This is a genomic window from Thiocystis violacea, assembly GCF_016583565.1.
Taxonomy (GTDB): domain Bacteria; phylum Pseudomonadota; class Gammaproteobacteria; order Chromatiales; family Chromatiaceae; genus Thiorhodococcus; species Thiorhodococcus violaceus_A.
This window is the reverse complement of the sequence record NZ_NRRF01000002.1, coordinates 108,878-128,493: the sequence shown is the minus strand read 5'-3', so window position 1 is coordinate 128,493 and position 19,616 is coordinate 108,878. Positions and strand designations below refer to the sequence as shown.

Here is a 19,616-nt window from a genome sequence, read left to right as displayed (position 1 = left end):
ATGGAAAGGCTCCGTTCAATCGGCCGGGCGAATGCTCCCCGGGACCCACTCCGCATCGAGCTCGTCGCGCAACGCCTGCGCGACAGGGTCGGATGCCATGGTGTCGACCGCGGCCTGCTGCCGCTCGCCCGCCTCGCGCGCACGCCGTTGCGCCAGGGTCTCCTGCTCCGGCCGGGCGACGCGAATCTCCAGCTGAATCGGCTCGCCGAGCGCCTCCCGGAGCACCGCATGCAGCCTGGACTCCGCGCTCGGCACGCGCAGATGCTCCGCCGCGGGGTCCAGCGTGAGGATCAGTTTACCGCCCGCCTTGTCGACGAATCCGCAATTGTGCGCAAGCTGACTTGCGATGCCCCCGAGCGACAGACGCCCCACCAGTCGCTGCCAATCGCCCGCGGAGGCGAGGACGGCAGGCGGCGACGAAGCCGCCTTGAGAGGGATCGGGGCGGACTTCGCCTGCTCGGATGCGCCATCCGCATCGCGGCCCAGCGAGCCACCAGGCGTAATCGGCATGGACGATCCCGCCGAGGCCGCCGTTGACGCACGGCCTCCAGCGCGCTGTGCGCCAGTGGGCGTCCCGGCAGGCGGGGCGTCACCCCTGACCGCAGACACCGATGAGCCGGCACCGAGATGACTCGGCCGGAAGGCGAGCGCGCGCAGCATCACCATCTCGAACCCGGCGCGCGGATCCGGAGCCAGTGGCACGTCGCGCTGCCCTGTGAGCGCGATCTGATAGTAGAGCTGCAGATCCTCCGGGGCGATCTTGGCCGCGAGCGCCACCAGTCGCGACTGGTCAGGATCGTCGGGCGCCAGCATGGACGGCACCTGCTGAATCAGGGCGAGGCGATGCATCAGCGCGATCAGCTCGCGCAACAGCTCGGCGAAGTCCGGCGTCAGGGATGCGATTCGCTCGACCTGCGCCAGCACCTGCGCGCCATCGGCGGCGGCCAATGCGTCGAGCAGATCGAGGGCCAGATCGCCGCTGACGCTCCCGAGCATCACCCGGACCTCCTCCTCGACGACACGCCCCCCGCCGAAGGCAATCGACTGATCCAGCAGACTCAGCGCATCGCGCATGCTGCCATCGGCCGCGCGCGCGAGCAGCGGAAGCGCCGCTGACTCGTGCTCGAGCCCTTCGCTCTCAAGCACATACTGAAGCCGATCACGGATCTCCCCCGGCAACAGGCGGCGCAGATTGAGCTGAAGGCAGCGCGACAAGACGGTCACCGGGATCTTCTGCGGATCCGTCGTCGCAAGCAGGAACTTCACATGCGGCGGTGGCTCCTCCAAGGTCTTCAAGAGGGCGTTGAAACTATGCGAGGAGAACATGTGCACCTCGTCGATGAGGTACACCTTGAAGCGCGCGCGAGCCGGCGCGTAGGGGACGTTATCCAGCAGTTCGCGCGTCTGGTCGACCTTGGTGCGGGAAGCGGCATCGACCTCCATGAGGTCGACGAAACGGCCACTGTCGATCTCCTGGCAGGCCGAACAGACCCCGCAAGGTTTCGAGCTGACGCCCTCCTCGCAGTTGAGCGCCTTGGAGAGGATCCGCGCCAGCGTGGTCTTGCCGACCCCACGGGTTCCGGTAAACAGGTAGGCGTGGTGGAGCTGATCGCGGTCGAGCGCATTCGACAGGGCGCGCACGACGTGCTGCTGCCCCACGATGTCATCGAAGGCTTTGGGGCGCCATTTGCGGGCAAGCACCTGATAAGACATGCGCGACTGGATTCGACCCAAGGATCTGGAAGTCAATGAGAGACTTGAAGGTTCAAGAGACCTGGAGTCTCAAAGGCGTTGATTGCGCGCGAGTGTATCAGATGACGACAGGCAACTCACCGACAACAAGTGCGCGCCGCACCCTGGCAGATGATGAATACGGATGAAGCAGAACTAGCTGCACCCCGAATGGAGCGAAGGGGGCGGCGGCCTACGCCAGCCACACCCCGGCACACGATTCCACCGCTGCGGCTGCTCCCTTCCGGGCCTGACCGGGTTCACGGCTTCACGTTGCGAGGGGACCGGCGCGAGCCACCATCGTGCATGCCCCCAGGCGACGCCCGAGGACAGCGCGAGAGAATAACAAAGAGGCCCGAGGAAGACAAACCGGATTCGACCCGGACTCGGGCGATGCAGCGCGGAGCCAACGCCGCCCAGCGAATCGCGCCCGGATTGACACCTGGCCCGGGGGCGTCAAGCTATGCGCATTGATGATCTCAGCAGATCGACGCTCGAGCCGAACCCACGAACACCATGCCTTCCTCGACCTACCGCACCCACGTCCTCTGTGCCTCACTCCTGCTGCTCATGCCGGCATCACTCAGCGTCAAGGCGGAGGACACCGCCGGGAACAGCCCCGATATCTGGGGCCAGACCCGCGACACAGCGGCCGATTGGTGGCGTGAATCGCGTGATTTCGCGGGACAGGCGCTCCAGGATGCCAAGACGCTCTTCACCGAGCAGGAGGACTTCAACCGTGTCTGGAAGTCCGTCGTCCCCACGCTGGATGAGGCGCTCATCCTTGAGGAGCGCCAGGCCGATCTGCCCGAGAAGAGCTGGTTCGGCGCCGACCAGCGCTCCAATCGCGGTGAGATCGATGCGCTGCTGGACGAGGCCGTGGACATCCTCACCATCTCGCCAGCGCTCAACAATCGGGACCGTATTCAAGCCCTTCAGGACGAGATCCTCACCGCCCGCACCGACATCGCCGATTATCGGCAGAAACGCGTCTCGGCACCCACGGAGTCGACGATCAAGAAGACGGTTGCGGACTACGACGATCTGATCGCGGCCCGTGAAGCCGACATCGCGCGCGCCGCCGAGCAGATCACACAGCTCAAGCACGAATTCGGCCAGGAACTGCGGGGCATGGGCCTGGAGCTGAGCGACGAGCAGCTCGAATTCCTGCTCTCCACGGTGGTGGGCGACACCATGGTGGATCTCGGCATCCTGTTCGACAACGTCAAGTCCATCACTCTGCAGCTCGAAGAACTGGTCGAGCAGAGCGGCGAAGACCTCCAGAACGCTCGCCGCTACTACGGCCTCTATGTCGTCCTGCTGAAATCCCTGAACCGCATGCACCTAAAGATCGAGGAGGCGATCGGAGAACGCTACCTACCACAGATCGACGGCATTATCGCGCAGGCGCAGTCGCTCGCCGGCGAGACCCAGCGCCTGCTGCGAGAGTCCCCCGACAAGCAGGATCTCCTGAACGCCAACCTCGAGGCCCAGCAGCTCACCATCCAGGCAGCCGGCGTCTACCGCCAGTACCTGCAGGATCAGGCGAAACAGGTCGAGAAGGCGCGCCTGGAACTCGACAAGGACATCGCGGCCGCCTGGAACACCTATGAGACCGTGCGCGTGTCCGGGGAGCTCGTCGGCTTGGTGCGATCCAGCCAACAGCTGCTGGAAGGACTCATGAACCGCCAGATCCCCACGCTACGGCCCTTCGAGAATCTCGAAATGCAGCGGGAGATCCAGCAGCTCACGCAGCGACTGAGGAGCGGCGAGCAGCGCTGAGAGACAGTCGAGACGCGCGGCTGGCTGGCACAGGCACCATGAGGACAGCCCCCTGCCGCCAGTCACGCGCCTTAGGGGCGGTAGGGATAGGGCTCGGCCTGTCCGAGCGGCAGGTAGCCAAAGACGACGTCACCCTGCGAGCCATCGTCGAGCGCCAGCCGACCGATGCCATTGCGCCCGTCCATCGCCAGAATGAGATCGGCCCAGCCGCTGCGGCCGTCATTGCAATAGACGTCGAACAAGGCATCTTGCGAACCCGCCCCCGCGTTATAGCTCGCGCTGCAGGAATTCACCCCGTTGGAGACCCGAAAGCTTGCCGAGAAGGGAGGCATGGAGTCGTAGTGGCCGCGATAGACCTCGTCCTCTAGCATCACGGCAATCGGGCCAGACGTGGAGTGACCGGGCGGGATCCGATCCGGATGCGGTGTTTCGAAATACTCGAGGACTTCGCTCAGACAGCCGGCATAGTCATCCAAGTCCAGATGCCTGCAGAGCCGCTGGCCGTATTCCTCGGGGGAGACCGTGGTCGCGATGCCGCCTTGATGGTTTGGAGGCAGCAAGACGCAGCCACCGAGCAGCGAGGACAGGCCGGCAACAATGGCGACGAATCGAAACATGGGCGCTCTAAACATCAGCTCTCTAAACATAGGCTCTCTCCGCTTAGCCATAGAGATCGAACGGATAAGAAGTTTACCCTGATCCAGACGCCTGGTGTGGCCGTTGGTCATTAAAGGTGCACAGTACGCCTATTTCCGGCTAAAGTTCAGGGCCATGCGTCAAGGAGACGCATCCTGCATTCGCTGACCGATCTGGAGTGACCGAGATGAAGCCCAAGACCTGCTTCCCTTCCTTCCGCACCCTGCGCGTCGATCGCACTGCCGTTGGCGTCGGGATCGCTCTGCTTTCGCTTCTCTGGCTCGCCGGGTGTGCGAAACCCCTGGTGCTGGATGCGACACTGCCCCAGCAGTTCGCCGAGATCAGCTGCGTCGAGCAGTGCCGAACCGCCAAGGAGAGCTGCAACGCGGACGCCCGATATGACTATCGTCAGTGCCAAGCCGGCTATGACCAGTCGTTCCGCGACTACCGCTGGTGTCTCGCCTCGGCGTGGAATTCAAGCGACTGCGGCTACCCCTGGTGGCCATGCGCCGAGAACCTCTATGGCTATTGCGCCAATCGCTACAACGATTGCAAGCACGCCTGCGAGGGCCAAGGTCACCGATAGCGCGCCCGGATATCGGCGTCATACGAGTCTCCGCGCGAAGCCGGGACTCAACCCCATCCTGCAGACGCTGAACGCAGGCAGCACGCCATCAATGCACCGTGCAGACCATGCAGGGGTCGAACGAGCGAACGATGTGCTGAACGGCAACCGGTGTGCGCTCGCCGGGACGCACCGGCGCCCCGACGAGGGCCTGCTCGAGAGGTCCAGGCAAACCCTGGTGGTCGCGCGGAGAGAAGTTCCAGGTCGTGGGCGCGATGATCTGATAGTTCAGGATCCGGCCGTTGCGAATCCGCAGCCAATGACCGAGGCTACCGCGCGCAGCCTCCACCAGCCCCACCCCCTGAGCCTCATCCGGAATCACGGCGTGGTCGCAGAAGGGCTCACCGGGCCGCAGCGCGCGGACCCAGGACTCCATCTCGACCAGGATGCGCGCCGCCTCGATGAGACGCGCGATCACCCGGTTGGCGACATTACCACCTGACGCCGCCACCAGCGCACGCATCAGCGGCTGCCCATCCACGAGCTGTCGTGCCAACGCACCCACTTCGACCGCCTCACCCCGCAACCGCGGCGCCTTGCACCAGGTATAGGCACCGGGCTTTTCCGCGACCGGCACGGTGTTTCCCGCACTCGGATGCTGGGGCTCCACGCCCCCGAACATCCAACTGTGCGAGAGATCCTCGGTGATGCCCGCCAAATCGAGCGGCTGGAGTCCGTTCCACCAGAGCCCCCGCGCGAAGCAGCGACGCCCATCGAGCGGGTAGCTGCCGACGCTCATGAAGCGATCCACACCCCGACCGAGGGTCGTCAGATCCAATGCGTCGGCAAGGTGCAGAAAGCGGCGAAAATCACTCGAATCCGGCGGCGCCGCGTCACGCCAGACCGCGAGTGCCGCGGCCGAATCGAGCCCCGCGATGGTCTCCAGCCTGTCACCGAAGGTCGTCCGCTCGAGCAGCTGCCGAACGCCGGCCAGAATCATGCCCAGGCGGATCCGCTCCTGCGGCTGCACGGCACGGGTCGATCCACCGGGCTGGAGACTCAGGCTATGCGGCCACTTGCCCGCCATCAGCCCCATCAGATGCAGGAGCTGCGCCCGTCCCGGCAAGACCTCTCGCAACGCGCTGCCAGTCCCGGCACGGAAGCGCTCGACGACCCCGGCATACCAAGATTGATCCGCATAGACCGGCCGCGCGAAATCGGGCATGAAGAAGAGGTAGAAATGGGTCAAGTGGTCAGCCAAGTTCTCGCAAGCGAGAATGAGGTTGGTGGCCCGTTGCCCGTTGCGCGGCATCTGCAGCCCCTGAGCCTGCGCCAAGGCGTATGCGGCCGCCATGGACTGGGAGACGGAGCAGATCCCGCAGATTCGCGGCGCGATGACCAAGGCGTCCAAGGGCGCCTTACCGAGCAGCATCTGCTCGAAGCCGCGATAGAGCGGCGAGACGACCCAGGCCTCGCGCACGCGATCGCCATCGACGTCGAGGCGCACCTCGAGGTCGCCCTCGACGCGATTGAAGGGGCCGACAACGATGCGGGTCACTGCCGGAACGACGCCTGAGTTGGCATTGAGCAGAAGAGTCCGAGGCACATGGACGCGCGTCTCCGCAGGCTATCGACGGTGGGGATTGCGCACCCCGGGCGGCACGACGAGGTGGTCCGCGACCGCATTGCGCCTCAGACGTTCGGGCGTCGCGGCCTTGGAGAGCGAGGCCAGGGCAACGAACCAGGCCTTGGGCATGTCCGTCGGCAAACCGATGGGGATGCCGGCGATGTTCGGGGTCTGCTGAAAGGCGTGACCCGGATCCTCGAACTCGGGGGCCGTGCAGTTGATACAGGCATAACCGCCCCGGGTACAAGAACCCTCGCCGTTCCAGAGGCGCGTGTTGCAGTCCGCATGCGCCTGAGTGCCCAGGCAACCCAGGTGCTCCATCAAACACCCCAGATCAGAGGGTTTGACCGCACTGGCCTTGTACTCATAGAACTCGTTGCGCGGGCAACCGTGATGAACGAGATGGTCGTAGAACATGCGCGGGCGTTGGCAAGGATCCAGGTCCGCCGCCGTGAGCGCCCTGGCCGCCAAGGCTGCCAACGTCTCGATCACCCAGTTGGGATGGGTCGGACAGCCGGCGATATTCACCACCGGCAGCCCAGCGGTTGCACGGAAGTGCGCACCGAGCAATCCACCGGCGTGGACACCGTCGAACTGGAGTCCGCAGGCATCGGCGGGATTCTGACCGCCCGCACTGATGCCCCCAAAGGCGGCGCAACTGCCCACCGCAACGACGCAGCCGGCCCTGGCCGCCAGCGCCTTGACCCAGTCGGTCATCGGTCGATCAGTCCCCGCGAAGAGATGGAAACGCCCGGTGCCATTGGGTCCGCGCAGCAAGGCGCCCTCGACACAGAGGATATCCAGGGCGACATCCCCCCGCTCCATGGCGCCCAGGAGATCCACCACTTCATCCCCGCTCGCCTCGCTCAACGCCGGGTGCCAGACCAGCTCGACGCTGGCGGCCTCGAGCGCGTCCGGGAGGGACGGCGACTGCGCACAGAGCAGCGACATGGTGCAGCCGCCGCAACCGCCCGATTGCAGCCAGAGGACGCGCGCGCGCCCTGTCATGCAGGAAGCTCCATGATCAGTCTGGCGCCCCCATCGGCGCGATTCTCGGCACGCAAGCGCCCGCCATGGTCGGTCACGATGCCGTAGCTGATGGACAGGCCCAACCCAGTTCCCTGCCCGACAGGCTTGGTGGTGAAGAAGGGATCGAAGACACGCAGCAGATCAGCCTCCGCGATGCCCGGGCCATTATCGTCCACCGTCAGCCGCACGACGGGCGGGCCGGATCGCGCCGCCTGCAGCACATCGAGGCGGATACGGATCTCAGGCTGCGCCACCTCTTCGAGGGCATCCAGCGCGTTCTGCACCAGATTCATCACCACCTGGTGGATCTGTCCGGCATGACCGAGGATTTCGAGCCGCTCGGGCAGCTCAAGCTCCACGCGCACCGCCGGATGCTTGCCCTTGGTCACCCAGTGAATCGCCGTCTCGACCACATGGACGAGATCGAAGCGTGAGCGCTCACCTTGCTGACCGCTGGAGAAACGGCGCAAGTCCTGAACCACGTCGCGGACGCGCTCGGCCCCTTCGAGGGTGCCGCGGATCAGGGGGTCGAGATCGTCGAGCAAGCGCTCGATACGCAGCTCCGCCTTCAGCGCCTTGAGCGACTCTGGAGGATCGGACGCATCCACTGCGTCGCAATAGGTGCGCAGCCGTTTGCGGTAGCGCCCCATGGCGTGCACGTTGCCATAGACGAAGCTGATGGGGTTGTTGAGTTCATGCGCGACGCCGGCGACCAGACGTCCGAGCGAAGCCATCTTCTCGGCGCTGATCAGCTGGCGCTGCGCCTGCTTCAACTCGTAATGCGCCTGATTCAACGCCTCGTAGGCACGTCGCAGCTCACCCACCGGCCGGCCGATCAGGACCATACCGACCAGGCGCCCACGCGCGTCGTAACGGGAGGTGCAATTGACCGCAAGCGGCACCTCCTCCCGCGCCGCGCGCAGCGTCAGCTCGCAGTCATGCACCGCATCGTTGCGGATCTTCTCGGCGAAGCCGCTGGCCAGTTCCAGACACTCCCTGGTCAGGAGCGCCTGAAAGGGTCGGCCGATCAGGGATTCCTCGGGCAGCCCAGTCAGGGTCTCTAGTGCCGGATTGACCTCCTCGATACGACCCTTGATATCACAGACGATGAGCACGTCCGTCATGGAGGCGAGGACGCTCGAGATGAACTGATGCGCGGCCTCCAAGGCGCTATTCTTCTCCTCCAACTCGACCTGATAGCGCACCAGATCCGCGTAGGTCTCATCCATCTTGCGGATGACCTCGATCCAGAGCGCATCCTGCCGACCGTCCGCGTCGATTCCAGGCCGCGCGCGATCTCGCCCGGCGCTAGGCGCAATCGGGCTTGGATGCGAGTCGAGCTCAGGCTTGTCCATCGATTCCGTCAGAAAGGGACCTCGTGCTTCAGGCCTGGTTGCAGGCCGTTATGACAGCGAACAATAGCACTTCGCAAAGCCGGCCACTCAGCGACGTCAGGTCCAATGCACTACGCGTCCGACCCCCTGAAGCGAACAGCACGCGGGCCAAGAAGGAGACCTAGCGCACAAGATAGGGCTTGATAAATTAGAACATGCTTATATAATAACAAACCATAGAGTCAACACAGCAGTACGGAGAAGTCACATGGGAGTCCTTGGAATCCTCGCAGCAGTCGCCGTCCTCGTCGGCGGTGTACAAACGACCATGGTCATGTCCCAAGAGGATCGCCTGGCCGCAGAGGCAAGCAAAGAGCCAATCGTTGAAGTTCAGGCCATTCAGCAGGATAGCGGCAAGGCGCACGATGCCTCCGTACGCTGAGCAGGATCTCAGGCCTTTCTAGAAAGCCTCGCCGCCCATTGCGTCGAGGCTTTCCTTGTTTGAGGATCGCGCCCACGCGAGCGTTCATCTCCTGGTGAGATCCCCTCATGCCAAGCTCAGACGAAACCATCCGCTTCAGCGTCTCCTTACCCAAGCCACTGCTGGACGAACTCGATGACCGGGTCGTCAACAAAGGCTACGCCTCGCGCTCAGAACTGGTCCGTGATCTGATCCGCGAGCGCATCGTCGAAGACATCTGGGAGCGTGGCGACGAGGAAGTCGCTGGCGTGCTCACCATCGTCTACGACCACCACCAGCGTGAGCTGACGCAGCACATCCTCGACATCCAGCACCGTCAGTACGTCCACGTCGTCGCGACCACCCACGTGCACATGGACCACCACAACTGTCTCGAGACCATCATCATCCGCGGCATGCCAGCGGAAATCGAACGCCTCAGCCTGGAAATCGGCGGACTGCGTGGCGTCCGCTTCGCCGAACTGACGCGGGCATCCAAAGTCCAAAACTAACCCGCTAACGCCACAGCCCGCGGGAAGTGTTCATGGACCCTGCCCTCCTCGCAGCCTCACGAGCCCACTGGCAGAGACGAGCCAGCGAGCGGCGCATCCACGGCAACGCCGGATGACCTAGGCCGAGATGCGCGAGACGCTCAACGTCTCGTCGAACTCGATGTCCGCCGCCTGGCCCTTGCAGTTCTGTCTGAGCGCTTGGATATCCTTGCCGTCCCGGCCGACGGCAACGCGCATGTAGGTGGCATCGGCCAAGAGGTCGAGCGCCGGATCGAAGCCGACCCAGCCTCCGCCGGGAATCAGAACCTCGGCCCAGTGATGAATGGACTGCGGACACGGCGGATGCTCACCGGTCGGCTCGCCATCGACGTCGAAATAGGCGGCATCGATGTAACCGGAAACGAAACGCGCTGGCACCTGCCACTTACGAACCAGGGCGATCAGTAGGTGGGCCAGATCGCCAGCCGTGCCTTTGCGTGCCTCGAAGAGCGCCGGCAGGGCCGTCACCGAGGTATCGCAGCTGGCGTCGTAATCGGCGATGGTGCGCGTCCAGTGCATGGCGTCCTGCACCTGCCGGAGCAGCGGCGTTCCCTCGTGGAAGACGGGGAGTGAATGGCCGTGGATTTCGGCCGGCAGTGTGGGCGTCAGGTCGCCATGGTGCAGGATGAAGTCCCACAGCCTGGGCGTCTGACGCAGGCGATGCGCGATCCACTCCATCTCACGCGCGGGCTCGACCGGCTCGAACTCGAAGGGGTTGTCACGGCGCGTCTGGACCTCCGCCCGCATCGAGAAGCTCAGCTCCTCATGCGCGCCAAGAACCGCGAAGTGATGAGACAGGTTCCCAAAGCAGTCGAAGGCGGCAACAGGCGTGGTATCGGGCTCGACCCTCAAGGCGACGCGGATGAGTGACTGGCTATCGTCGTGCCAGGGTACCAAGCGAATCTGGAGATGATGCTCACGCGCCGGGACACTGAAACGCATGCGGCAATCACGCTCGATGTGATACTTCACGAAGCATCCCCCAGATAGGCATCGAAGTAGTCGGTCTGCAGCGCGGCGCCGAAATCGGCCAGCCGCTCCAGCAGGTCGTCGAGGTATTCATGCAAGCCACGCTCGATGATCTCGCCCGCCTGGATGTCGCGCAGCTGCTCGCGCAACGCCTGCATGGCGCCCTCTGTTTCTCCGTTCGGGCGATACCCGATGCGCGCGAGCGCCCGCTCCAGGCCGTTTACACAATAGATAAGCGACCGCGGGAAATCTGGGTTGAGCATCACAAACTCAACCACGTCGATCGGACGGATACCATTCTGATAGCGGCGCCGATAGGCATCGAAACCAGAGAGCGACTTGAGCAAGGCTCCCCACTGATAGTAGTCCAGGGGGGAGCCGACGAGGCTCAGATCCGGCAACAGAAGGTGATAGCGCACGTCGAGGATGCGCGCCGTCATGTCCGCGCGCTCGTGCAGACTCCCCAGCACCGCGAAGCCGTGCTCCTGGCCGCGCATCATGGTGCTCTGGGTCAGGCCCTGGAAGGTCGCGACCTCGCGGTGAACGAAGGCATAGAGTTCGGCGGCCTGCCAAGGCGGGAGCTTGACCCGCAGGCTGCGATCCGCGGCCAACCAGAACTCGTTGAGGGTCTCCCACATGGCGTTGGAGATGCGGTCCCGCGCCGCCCGCGCGTTCTCCCGCGCCAGCCGGAGGCTAGTGTGGATGCAGCCTGGATTGTTGGGATCCTGCGTCAGGAGGTGGATGACCCGCTGGACGGTGACGCGGCCATCGGGGTAGATGTCCTCGAAGCCCTCGTCCGCGCCGACGATAGTCAGCAGCGGGCGCCACTGCGCCTCTTCCGTGACGCCCTCGTCGGATTCCAGCATATGGACGACGTTGATATCCAGCACGCGCGCGGTATTGTCCGCGCGCTCCAGGTGGCGCGTCATCCAGTAGAGCGACTCGGCGATTCGACTCAGCATCAGTCGGCCAGGACCCAGGTGTCCTTGCTGCCCCCACCCTGAGAGGAGTTCACCACCAAGGAACCCTTGGTCATGGCGACACGCGTCAGGCCACCGGGCACCACGTCGATCTCGCTCCCATGGATACAGAAGGGCCTGAAATCGAGGTGGCGCGATTCCAGCTCGCCGTCCAGATAGCAGATATGCCGGGAGATCTGGATGACGGGCTGCGCGATGTAGTTGCGGGGATCGGCGTTGATTCGTTGCGCAAAATCGGCGCGCTGGGCCGGGGTCGAAGCCGGCCCCATCAACATGCCATAACCGCCGGACTCGGCAACGGACTTGATGACCATCCGTTCCATGTTGTCGAGCACATAGGCGCGGTCCTGGTGATCCGTCATCTGATAGGTAGGCACGCTCGGCAGGATGGGCGTTTCACCCAGATAGTAACGGATGATCTCGGGGACATAGGCATAGACCGCCTTGTCGTCCGCGATCCCGGTCCCCGGGGCGTTGACCAGGGCGACATTCCCCGCCCGCCAGGCATTGATGAGACCCGCGACGCCCAAGACCGAGTCGGCCCGGAACACCAGCGGATCAAGGTACTCATCATCGACCCGGCGATAGACGACATCGACCTGGCGCAGGCCGAGCGTCGTCTTGAGGTAGACCTTATCGTTCCTGCAGACCAGATCCCGACCCTCGGCCAGCTCGACCCCCATCTCCCTGGCCAGAAAGCTGTGCTCGAAATAGGCGGAGTTGAAGACACCCGGGGTCAGCACCACCACGACCGCATCCGCGGGACCGCGTGGCGAGAGATAGCGCAGGGCCTGCAGGAGGAGGTCCGGATAGTGCTCGACGCGCCTGACCCGATAGCTCGAGAAGAACTCCGGCAGAATCCGACGCTCGATGATGCGATTCTCGATCATATAGGAGACGCCGGACGGGGTCCGCAGGTTGTCCTCCAGGACCAGATAGCGCCCCTCTTCGTCGCGAATCAGATCCACCCCGCTGATGTGGATATAGATGTCGTGCGGCGGGTCGATGTCCATGATCTCGCGACAGAGATCCTTGCCCCGGTAGATGAGCTCCGGCGGCACCACGCCATCCTTGAGGATGCGCTGACCGTGATAGATGTCTTTCAGAAACAGGTTCAGGGCGCGAATGCGCTGCTTGAGTCCGGCCTCGATCTGAGCCCATTCATGGGCCGTGATGATGCGGGGCAGGATATCGAAGGGCCAGACCCGCTCGACGCCCGCCTCTTCGTCCGCGTAGAGGGTAAAGGTCACGCCCTCGTTGTGCAGCGCCAGCTGTGCGTCCCGCGCCTTGGACGCCAGGCTCTGCTGACCGGCGCGCTGGATATGCTCCCACATCGGCAGGTAATGCTCGCGCGGGCGAAAGTCGTCTCGGTAGAACTCATGGAAGGCCATGACTGGGCCCTCTGAACGGTCCAGCAACTGACCGCCGCCACCGGATTGAAACTGTTTCAGCATGGCAAAGCGGCTCCTAAAACCAGGCCAGTCTCTATGGAGAAGCAAGAAACAAACCGCCTTCCTCGACTGACGCAAGACACCTATGCATCTGTTTAATCAGCATTCTCGAAGATGTCAGGATCGACACTGACGCCTGCGCCGCACCATAAGAGTGCGCACGCGACTCAGACCGGGCGCAGCGGACCAATAACCGCACAAAGACGGAGCATGGCGTTTGCGCCTTGAGTCACCCGAAACCCTCGCGACGCCTTCGTTGACGCCTTAGTCTGGAATCGATATTCTTAATACGAATCGTTCTCACTAATGAAAACGTACCCGACCGAAACCAGCGCCGAGGGTCACCATGATTGCAAACACCGCACCTACAAACCGCCAACTCAAGATCCAATCCTCCGACCAGAGCGGCCAGGCACAGCCGCGTCGCATCGACAGCCATAGCCTCATGGCTGGACAGCCCCTGCTCATGATCGAGCACGCCGGCAGCCACTACTATCTGCGAATGACCCGAAACAATAAGCTCATATTGACGAAGTAGCCGCCAGACCTCCCCGGCCACCGTCCGGGTAAACCTCGCCAGCCGGTCCGACACCTGCTTCGGTTCGCCAGCCAGGTACTTGCAAGGCCTCAGATTCCGACTGCCCACAATTGGAGCGCCCGAGCATGCAAGAACTCATCAACCAACTCACGATCGATGACCTGATCCGCCTGGAGCTCGACACGCTGAAGGCCAGACTGCGGGAGCTGATCAACCGTGGCGAGGACCGAGAACCAAGAGCCGCGGCGCGAACGGCTCGCGCAGAGTCCATACGGCTGCACAGCCTCGCGCTCGGGCTGCATCCCGACCATCGCCCAGAGCAGGCATGCGCCTACCGCCATTTCGCCCTGCACCTGCGCTACCGCCGCGATGCGACCCCGTCTTGACGAGCGCATCGACAGACCGACCAACCGTGCCGTCAGATCACCGGTGAGGCCAAGGATGGCCACAGGCCAGACGCCGTGCCCACACCCTTGACATCTGGTAACCTCCGAGCAGCCGCGTCTCGACCTGACTGCGGCCTGCCGTTCGGCGATGCGTCGGTTCGAACTCGACCAGGACACGGCAAGGCTCTTGCGCGACGACCCTTTCGAAGCCTCGACCCAGCCGTTGCGCCTTGCCTGATTCAAGTGATTCAAGAGCCGTTCGCCCCGCCCGCGTTGGTTGCCGGATCAAGCGGCTGCATCGAGGTCGCGCAACCGAGTCAAGTCGACACCATGCCTCGCGTCATTCTCCACATCGGCCTCGAAAAGACCGGGACCACCAGCATCCAACGATTCCTGAGCGCGAACCACCGGCGCTTGATCGAACGGCACCGGGTGCTCTATCCCCTGCATCCATCGCTCTGCCGCGACGACGCACACACCCCGCTCACTGCGGGGCTCCTCCCCGCCTCGGCCTGTGACTTCATCTCGCCCGAGGCAAGACCCGGCGTGACGGACATGATCGATGCCTTGGAAGCATCCCTGGACAAGGCTCCAGAGACCCTGATCTTCAGCGCAGAGCATCTGTCGTCCCGACTGGATCGTGCGTCGATCGCCCAGCTCGCTCAGCTGCTGTGCCTTTTCGCAGTCGAGATCCTGGTCTATGTCAGGACCCAGGCGGAGATGGGCGTCTCCGCCTTCTCCACCCACCTCAAATGCGGCCGGCGCGACTGGTTCCTGCCGCGGGAAATCTCGCCCAAGAATCCCTACTACGACGTCGTCGGCATGCTCGCACCCTGGGTCGAAATCTTTGGCCAGGACGCCATTCGGCTCCGAGTCTTCGACCCGCAACAGCTTCACCGTGGCGACATCATCGACGACGTCCTCGCCATGATCGGCATCCAAGATACAACGGGGCTGGAGCGCGAGGCACCGCTCAACACCTCCTTGAATCTCGCCGAGGCCGCACTGCTCCATCGATTCAACCAATGCGTGCCAACCTGGGAAGAGGCGGTGGAGCAAGGACGTCCGCAGGACTATCACCACGTACACCAACTGAGACTCAAGATCCTGGAAGAGGCCGCGAGTATCCCAGACCTACGCAACGCGCCGCCGCTGTCATCCTTGTTGACGGCCTGGGACCGGCTTCGCATCGGCCAACGTTTTGCGCGAACGAACGCTCGAATCGCACGAGACTACCTCGGCGGCGACCAGCTCTTTCGGGAGAGCGCCCGCCCAGGCATTGCCTCCCAACAGCTCATCATGCGGCCGAAGCCGCCGCTCGACGCGCAACAGCTCGCCGAGATCCTGCTTGCCCTGATGGATCGGCTCGACGGGCACGTTGAGATCCCGATCAAGACGCGACTCGCAGACCGCCTGACCGCGTTGCTCCGCAAGGGCGCGCAATGGTCACTCGCGCAACCGGTCGATAGATCGCGCGACAGAGGCGCGGCCACCCTGGACGCATAGGGGACGAACTCGTCCATCGGCCAGCGGAATACCGCCCGAGACAGCCGCCCGCTCAATCACCACTGTCGCCATAGTAGTTGCCGATGTAGTTCTCGAACTTGGTGTACTTTCCGAGGAAGGTCAGTCGCACGGTTCCAATGGGGCCATTTCGCTGTTTGCCGATGATGATCTCGGCAATACCCTTGTCATTGCTGTCCTCGTGATAGACCTCGTCGCGATAGATGAAGACGATGAGGTCGGCGTCCTGCTCGATGGCGCCGGACTCGCGCAGATCGGACATCACCGGGCGCTTATTCGGCCGCTGCTCAAGACTGCGATTGAGCTGAGACAAGGCGATGACAGGGACACTGAGCTCCTTCGCCAGACTCTTGAGCGATCGGGAGATCGCCGAGATCTCCGTCGCGCGGTTTTCGTTGGATCCAGGCGCCTGCATGAGCTGCAGATAGTCCAGCACGATCAGCCCCAGATCGCCCTGCTCGCGCTTCAAGCGCCGCGCACGCGCGCGCACCTCCGTCGGCGAGAGCGCGGGCGTATCGTCGATGAACATGGACGCATTGGCCAGGATATTGACCGCCGAGGTCAGCCGCGGCCACTCGTCATCCTCGAGCTTGCCGGTGCGCACCCGGTGCTGGTCGATCCGCCCCAGGGACGACATCATGCGCATGGCGAGCGAGTCGCCCGGCATCTCCATACTGAAGACCGCGACCGGGCGCTTGGATTGGATGGCGACGGTCTCGGCGACGTTCATCGCAAAGCTGGTCTTCCCCATCGACGGGCGACCGGCGACGATGATGAGATCGGCGGCCTGCAGACCGGAGGTCATCATGTCGAAATCCGCGAAGCCGGTCGCCAGCCCCGTGATCGGCTCGTCGCGCTGGTAGAGCGCGTCGATGCGCTCGACGGCCATGGTCAGGAGGGTCTTGATGGGCTGGAACCCGCCGCCCCCGCGCGCCTCCTGCTCGGCGATCGCGAAGACGCGCTGCTCGGCTTCGTCGAGCAGCTCCGCCGCATCGCGCCCTTGCGGGTTGAAGCCGCTATCGGCGATCGCCGTGCCGGCGGAGATCATCTGGCGCAGCACCGAGTTGTGCCGCACGATCTTCGCGTAGGCCTTGATGTTGGCCGCGGTGGGCGTCTCGTTCGCGAGGGTGCCGAGATACGGCAGCCCCCCGGCATCCGCCAGCCGATCCGTCCGCTCGAGCGTCTCGGCCAGGGTCACCACATCGAAGGGCTGATCCTCCGCCGCCAGCCGGGCAATGGCGCCGAAGATCAGGCGATGCTCGCGGCGGTAGAGATCACCCTCGGTGACCATGTCGGCGATCCGGTCCCAGGCGCTGTTGTCCAGCATCAAGCCACCGAGCAGCGCCTGCTCCGCATGGATGTTGTGCGGCGGAACACGCAGCTCATCCATGGGATCAGCCCCGCTGGACATCATCATTTCGTCAGCATTGGATTCGAACATGCTTCCCCGTCAGGACACCGCTGCCGGCGCCAAGAGTGGTCGAAGTGGAACATCTGGATCCGCGCGATGACGCTCGGAACAGGGAAGGATCCGATCCCTGTGAGAGGGATTTTCGGCGGGCGGCGCCAGCGCGACAAGGCATCAGAAATCAGGCCAAGTCCCGGCGAGAAAGACAAACCGACGCGAGAGATCAGAAGCACGCCAGCGCGAGATCGGCGCCAGCTGGAGATAGCCGTAAGTTCGGGGAGACAGCCTGCCCCGGTGTCACACCGGGGCGGCTGGACGATCAGTCGCCGGGGACGACGTCCACCTTGATCTGCGTGTCGACATCCGCGTGCAGGTGCAGCAGGACTTCATACTCGCCAACGGCACGGAAGGGGCCCTGGGGGAGGCGAACCTCGGCCTTGTCCAGCTCATAGCCGGCGTCGACTGCCGCCTGCGCGATGTCCGCAGTACCCACGGAGCCGAACAACCGACCCTCGTCGCCCGCTTTACGGGCGATGGTGAGCGTCATGCCGTCGAGTTTCGCCTTACGGGCCTCTGCTGCGGCCAATACCTCAGCGGCGGCCTGCTCGAGCTCTGCGCGACGCGCCTCGAATGCCTCGAGATTCTCAGCGGTTGCGGACACGGCAAAGCCGCCGGGAAGCAGATAGTTGCGCCCGTAGCCCGAGCGGACCTTCACTTTATCGCCGAGCACACCCAGGTTGCTCACATTCTTCAGCAGGATCACTTCCACGTTCGTATTCCTCTCAAAATAATCTGGTTACCTTGGCGCGCTCAGCGCTGCCCGGAAACACGTTGCGCAACCCGCGCGCGAATGTTCGCCCAGAGATCGACCAATCCGACGCTGGCCAGTAACAGGCCGACCTGCGGCATGAACAGAACCAACAAGACATAGAGGCCAATCAGCCAACCCCGCTGCGCGCCCAAGAGCGCGCGCAGACCATGGGCCACGGACAGACCCTGGAGTATCAACAGAACGCCAAGCACGGGGATGAGGTCCAGCGCCAGCCCAGCACCGTGCGAGAAGGTTGCCCAAGCCAGGAGCGTCAAAAAGACGGCTCCGACCGACCAACCCAGGTTCAGACCGCGGAACTCCTGCCCAAACCCGCCCGGGTTGTACAGCTGCGCCTGCCAAGCACGCGCAACGAACAGGCTTATCAGGTACTGAAAGACCAAGGCCGCCGCGAAGGTCCCCGTCATCCACTTGGACAACTGCTCGAAGAGCGTCTTGCTGGCATCCGCCTGGATCAACCCATCGGTGACCAAGGACTGCCGCACCGGCTCCAGAAGCTGCTGCCAGTAGGCTGCCGGATCCCCCAGGGTCAGATGGATGATCAGCACCATTACCAAACCGCCCAGACCCGCGAGTTGCGCCACGAACCCCAAGGCGCGAGTCGAGCGCAGGATGGCCGCCAATCCCCAGATCGGCACCCAGAGCACCACCAGCACTCCGACCGCGACCCAGGGAGACCCCAGAGCGATCAGTGAGATGAATGCTGTCGCCACTGCGGACAACCCCAGCAGCACGAGCCCCTCGCGCGGCCCCCTGCGCAGCGTGACCAAGCCGACGACGCCCGAGCTGATCAACCCGAAGAAGGGCATCAACAGGGAGAGTACAGCACTCGCGGTCGCGACCAGCGTCGCCTGCGAGTATCCCCGCATCACGAAGTTTGCGAGCGCTTTCATGGTCGCGAATCAGTGCCGGAGGGCAAGGCGCCGGACATCCCGAGCAGGCTGGGCAAACACGCAGCTACCCAGCCCGGCGCCATGCTGTCAGTGCCCGTCGGTGTAGGGCAGCAAGGCCAGGTAGCGTGCGCGCTTGACGGCCTGCGCAAGCTGGCGTTGGTACTTCGCCGAGGTGCCGGTAATCCGGCTCGGCACGATCTTGCCGGACTCGCTGACGTAAGCCTTCAAGAGGTTGAGATCCTTGTAGTCGATCTCGGTAATGCCTTCAGCGGTGAAGCGGCAATAACGCTTGCGGCGAAAAAAGCGGGACATGGTTCTCTCCGTTGCGTGAGCGTGATGGTTCGAGCGTCGCTGAGCGCGGCTCAGTCGTTGCTGTTATCGGCGTCGTTGTCGCGATCGTCATCGGAGTCGCGGTCCGAGGTCTCGGAACGTTCGCGCTCGTCGCTGCCCTTGGCGAGCGGAGACGCCTCGGTCACGGCCGATTGACGATGGATGATGAGATTGCGCAGGACGGCGTCGTTGAACCGAAACGTGTTTTCAAGCTCGTCGATTGCCTCTTGATCGCATTCGACGTTCATGAGCACGTAGTGCGCCTTGTGGACCTTATTGATCGGGTAGGCCAATGGGCGCCGACCCCAGTCCTCCATGCGATGGACCACACCGCCACGCTTCTCCAGATTGCCCTGATAACGCTCGACCATGCCGGGCACTTGCTCGCTCTGGCTCGGATGCACCAGAAAGACTACTTCGTAGTGTCGCATTGAAGCTCCCTTCGGATTGACAGCCTCCCGCATCGCGATGCGGTGAGGCAAGGAGTAACCCCAGGATTTGGGGAATCGCCCATCATAGAGCCAAGCGAGCTCGATGGGAAATCTTTTTACACTTGCTGACGCACGACACTTGCCCTTCAATCTCGGCTGCAT

At 63.7% G+C, this 19,616-nt stretch carries 20 protein-coding genes and 1 other RNA gene; 7 read left to right on the top strand and 14 right to left on the bottom strand.

Annotated elements, in window-relative coordinates; genetic code table 11:
- Positions 1-15: 15 nt before the first annotated feature.
- Together dnaX and ffs are read right to left on the bottom strand one after the other, a co-directional pair.
- Positions 16-1,713, bottom strand: a complete 1,698-nt coding sequence (gene dnaX, locus CKO23_RS01390; RefSeq protein WP_200327951.1) for a DNA polymerase III subunit gamma/tau — start codon at positions 1,711-1,713, stop codon at positions 16-18.
- A gap of 211 nt (positions 1,714-1,924) precedes the next feature.
- Positions 1,925-2,021, bottom strand: an RNA gene (gene ffs, locus CKO23_RS01385) — signal recognition particle sRNA small type.
- A 226-nt stretch (positions 2,022-2,247) separates the two neighbouring features.
- On the opposite strand from ffs, the gene CKO23_RS01380 reads away from it, so the two are divergent.
- Positions 2,248-3,513 (top strand): hypothetical protein, encoded by a 1,266-nt coding sequence (locus tag CKO23_RS01380; protein WP_200327950.1) that lies wholly within the window; start codon positions 2,248-2,250, stop codon positions 3,511-3,513.
- Positions 3,514-3,584: 71 nt separating this feature from the next.
- Here the strand turns inward: CKO23_RS01380 and CKO23_RS01375 are convergent, their stop codons facing one another.
- Complete coding sequence (locus tag CKO23_RS01375) at positions 3,585-4,130, bottom strand: hypothetical protein (RefSeq protein WP_200327949.1); 546 nt, start codon at positions 4,128-4,130, stop codon at positions 3,585-3,587.
- A 206-nt stretch (positions 4,131-4,336) separates the two neighbouring features.
- Here CKO23_RS01375 and CKO23_RS01370 point away from each other — a divergent pair, with 206 nt between their 5' ends.
- The gene (locus CKO23_RS01370) at positions 4,337-4,735 is read left to right on the top strand and encodes a hypothetical protein (RefSeq protein ID WP_200327948.1); all 399 of its coding nucleotides are present in this window, start codon (positions 4,337-4,339) and stop codon (positions 4,733-4,735) included.
- 88 nt (positions 4,736-4,823) lie between these two features.
- On the opposite strand, the gene CKO23_RS01365 is transcribed toward CKO23_RS01370, so the two are convergent.
- From CKO23_RS01365 to CKO23_RS01355, 3 genes are read right to left on the bottom strand one after another with little or no spacing between them, the layout of a single operon-like run.
- Entirely contained in the window at positions 4,824-6,320 is a 1,497-nt protein-coding gene (locus CKO23_RS01365) for a nickel-dependent hydrogenase large subunit (protein ID WP_346014540.1), read from the bottom strand.
- 21 nt (positions 6,321-6,341) lie between these two features.
- A complete protein-coding gene (locus tag CKO23_RS01360; RefSeq protein WP_200327947.1) occupies positions 6,342-7,349 on the bottom strand; it encodes a HupU protein in 1,008 nt (335 codons plus the stop codon).
- Complete coding sequence (locus tag CKO23_RS01355; protein WP_200327946.1) at positions 7,346-8,725, bottom strand: sensor histidine kinase; 1,380 nt, start codon at positions 8,723-8,725, stop codon at positions 7,346-7,348. Before CKO23_RS01355 ends, CKO23_RS01360 begins: the two co-directional genes overlap by 4 nt.
- Before the next feature lie 247 nt (positions 8,726-8,972).
- Between CKO23_RS01355 and CKO23_RS01350 the strand changes: the two genes are divergently transcribed.
- Entirely contained in the window at positions 8,973-9,146 is a 174-nt protein-coding gene (locus CKO23_RS01350) for a hypothetical protein (RefSeq protein WP_200327945.1), read from the top strand.
- Between the two features lie 107 nt (positions 9,147-9,253).
- The gene (gene nikR, locus CKO23_RS01345; protein ID WP_200327944.1) at positions 9,254-9,676 is read left to right on the top strand and encodes a nickel-responsive transcriptional regulator NikR; all 423 of its coding nucleotides are present in this window, start codon (positions 9,254-9,256) and stop codon (positions 9,674-9,676) included.
- A 117-nt stretch (positions 9,677-9,793) separates the two neighbouring features.
- On the opposite strand, the gene CKO23_RS01340 is transcribed toward nikR, so the two are convergent.
- From CKO23_RS01340 to CKO23_RS01330, 3 genes are read right to left on the bottom strand one after another with little or no spacing between them, the layout of a single operon-like run.
- Positions 9,794-10,687 carry a transglutaminase domain-containing protein gene (locus tag CKO23_RS01340; protein WP_200327943.1) on the bottom strand — a complete coding sequence of 298 codons (894 nt, stop codon included), beginning with the start codon at positions 10,685-10,687 and terminating at the stop codon, positions 9,794-9,796.
- The gene (locus CKO23_RS01335) at positions 10,684-11,646 is read right to left on the bottom strand and encodes an alpha-E domain-containing protein (RefSeq protein WP_200327942.1); all 963 of its coding nucleotides are present in this window, start codon (positions 11,644-11,646) and stop codon (positions 10,684-10,686) included. Before CKO23_RS01335 ends, CKO23_RS01340 begins: the two co-directional genes overlap by 4 nt.
- A complete protein-coding gene (locus CKO23_RS01330; protein ID WP_200327941.1) occupies positions 11,646-13,118 on the bottom strand; it encodes a circularly permuted type 2 ATP-grasp protein in 1,473 nt (490 codons plus the stop codon). The genes CKO23_RS01335 and CKO23_RS01330 overlap by 1 nt, the downstream gene beginning before the upstream one ends.
- 343 nt (positions 13,119-13,461) lie before the next feature.
- On the opposite strand from CKO23_RS01330, the gene hemP reads away from it, so the two are divergent.
- From hemP to CKO23_RS01315, 3 genes are all read left to right on the top strand, one after another.
- The gene (gene hemP, locus CKO23_RS01325; RefSeq protein ID WP_200327940.1) at positions 13,462-13,653 is read left to right on the top strand and encodes a hemin uptake protein HemP; all 192 of its coding nucleotides are present in this window, start codon (positions 13,462-13,464) and stop codon (positions 13,651-13,653) included.
- Positions 13,654-13,778: 125 nt separating this feature from the next.
- On the top strand, positions 13,779-14,039 hold the full coding sequence (locus CKO23_RS01320; protein ID WP_200327939.1) for an ATP dependent RNA helicase: 261 nt from the start codon (positions 13,779-13,781) through the stop codon (positions 14,037-14,039).
- A gap of 330 nt (positions 14,040-14,369) precedes the next feature.
- Positions 14,370-15,545: a hypothetical protein gene (locus CKO23_RS01315; RefSeq protein ID WP_200327938.1), complete on the top strand. Its 1,176-nt coding sequence runs from the start codon at positions 14,370-14,372 to the stop codon at positions 15,543-15,545.
- A 52-nt stretch (positions 15,546-15,597) separates the two neighbouring features.
- On the opposite strand, the gene dnaB is transcribed toward CKO23_RS01315, so the two are convergent.
- The 5 genes from dnaB to rpsF all read right to left on the bottom strand — a co-directional run bounded on the left by dnaB (position 15,598) and on the right by rpsF (position 19,454).
- A complete protein-coding gene (gene dnaB, locus CKO23_RS01310) occupies positions 15,598-17,004 on the bottom strand; it encodes a replicative DNA helicase (RefSeq protein ID WP_200327937.1) in 1,407 nt (468 codons plus the stop codon).
- A gap of 286 nt (positions 17,005-17,290) precedes the next feature.
- Positions 17,291-17,740 (bottom strand): 50S ribosomal protein L9, encoded by a 450-nt coding sequence (rplI, locus tag CKO23_RS01305; protein ID WP_200327936.1) that lies wholly within the window; start codon positions 17,738-17,740, stop codon positions 17,291-17,293.
- A gap of 41 nt (positions 17,741-17,781) precedes the next feature.
- Complete coding sequence (locus CKO23_RS01300) at positions 17,782-18,693, bottom strand: hypothetical protein (protein ID WP_200327935.1); 912 nt, start codon at positions 18,691-18,693, stop codon at positions 17,782-17,784.
- Between the two features lie 87 nt (positions 18,694-18,780).
- Entirely contained in the window at positions 18,781-19,005 is a 225-nt protein-coding gene (gene rpsR, locus CKO23_RS01295; RefSeq protein WP_164653615.1) for a 30S ribosomal protein S18, read from the bottom strand.
- A gap of 50 nt (positions 19,006-19,055) precedes the next feature.
- Entirely contained in the window at positions 19,056-19,454 is a 399-nt protein-coding gene (rpsF, locus tag CKO23_RS01290) for a 30S ribosomal protein S6 (protein ID WP_200327934.1), read from the bottom strand.
- Positions 19,455-19,616 lie beyond the last annotated feature (162 nt).